The sequence below is a fragment of the Aequorivita sp. Q41 genome (genome assembly GCF_039831855.1).
In the GTDB taxonomy this organism is placed as follows: Bacteria; Bacteroidota; Bacteroidia; order Flavobacteriales; family Flavobacteriaceae; genus Aequorivita.
This window is the reverse complement of sequence record NZ_JBDPMS010000001.1, coordinates 2,069,588-2,071,313: the sequence shown is the minus strand read 5'-3', so window position 1 is coordinate 2,071,313 and position 1,726 is coordinate 2,069,588. Positions and strand designations below refer to the sequence as shown.

The following is a 1,726-nucleotide window of genomic DNA, read 5'->3' as shown; positions in this document are numbered from 1 at the left end:
ACCATTTACGATTGGGTCGTATACAGAAGTCTTAACTATAGCAATCTTTGCTGTTTGACAGATATCTGTTACGGTAGTATCGTCATTGTCTACTGCTGTACCTGACTGATCTTCTACATCATTCCCAACCGGTGGTGTTCCAACTGCTGTTGCTTGGTTGGTTACACTGCCGGTATTAAGGTCTAATTGAGTAATAGCATAGTCTGCTGTGTAAATCCACTCTTCGCCTTCTTCTAAGATTCCGTCGCCGTCATCTCCAGATTGGTAAGCGATAGCTACCACTGGGTTTGGTGCTTCTAGCAATGGATCTGTTACACGGATGTTATCAAGATCTACGTTACCTTCATTGGTTACTTTAAATGTGTAAGCAATAAGGTCTCCTACTTCACTTGTACATTCACCATTTACGATTGGGTCGTATACAGAAGTCTTAACTATAGCAATCTTTGCTGTTTGGCAGATTAACACTGTTACGGTATTACTATCAGCTGTATCAACAGCTCCTAATACAGAGTCACCATCAACTTTCGCCGTATTCACAACTGAACCTGCGTTTATATCATCTTGAGTTATTACATAGGTTGCATTAAATGTCCACTCTTCACCTACATTCAGGATACCATCACCGTCGTCTCCAGAAACTAATGTGATTGCAACAACTGGGTTTGGCGCTTGAAATAATGGATCTGTAATTACTACATTAGTTATATCAACATCACCTTCATTTGTTACAACAAATTTATAATCTATAGTATTTCCAACTTCAAAAGAGACACAATAACCAGTATCACTAGTGCTTGATTTCACAATTGACATTTTAGCGTCTTGACAAAGATTTACAGTAACAGTATCTGAATTAGAAACCGGGTAAGGATTTCCTGAAGTTTGAACTTGCCCGTTTACAGTAGCTGTGTTTTGAACCTGTCCATTAGTAATATCTGGCTGGGTTACTGTATAAGTAGCAGTATAAACCCAAGTTTCACCAGCATCTAAAACCCCAGGGTTAGAAGTGTCTCCACTAACAGGACCTGGAAGAGGATTGTTTGTAGGGTCGATTAATGGATCTCTTAATTCAACGTTATCTATTGGAGAATTTCCAGCTGGGTTTGACACATTAAATGTATAAGTAATAGATTCACCTAATACTAATAGGGTACACCCTTGTGGATTATTCGGGCTTGCAATTTTTTCAAGTTGTATACCACAATTATTCAATGTTAAAGTAACTGGAGTTCTAGTTAAACTTATACAATTAGTAAGATCATTAACTGCTTCTGCATAATAGGTAACAGTACCTATCGCGCTTAAAGTAGGAGTTACAACCGAACCTCCAGTAGCTTGATCATACCAAACAATTGACTGCGATAAAGGCACTGTAGCTGTCGCTGTTAAAGTTTGAATTGGATCTGTTGCACATTCTTCTTGATCATTACCACTTATGGGTGCATCAGGTGCTGTGTTTACTTCTATGGTTGCGGTGTCACTGTTTGAACAGCTATTACCGTCTGTGTAATCGTAAGTAACAGTTATTGAACCACTCAAGCCTGTAGGATCAAAACTCGCTGTTCCATCTCCGTTATCTGTGATTCCAGTTCCACTCCAACTTCCGTTTGAGTCTGTTGGTGTTCCCGTTAAAGTAATCGCACTTACATTATCACAAAGTGGTCCGTACGTTCCAGCATCAACTGTTGGTGCTGTGTTTACTTCTATGGTTGCGGTGTCACTG

The 1,726-nt window shown here is 39.5% G+C and carries 1 pseudogene; it reads right to left on the bottom strand.

Going from position 1 to position 1,726, the window contains the following annotated elements:
• Positions 1 to 1,726, bottom strand: a pseudogene (locus ABJ955_RS09520) (hypothetical protein); the annotation flags it as partial.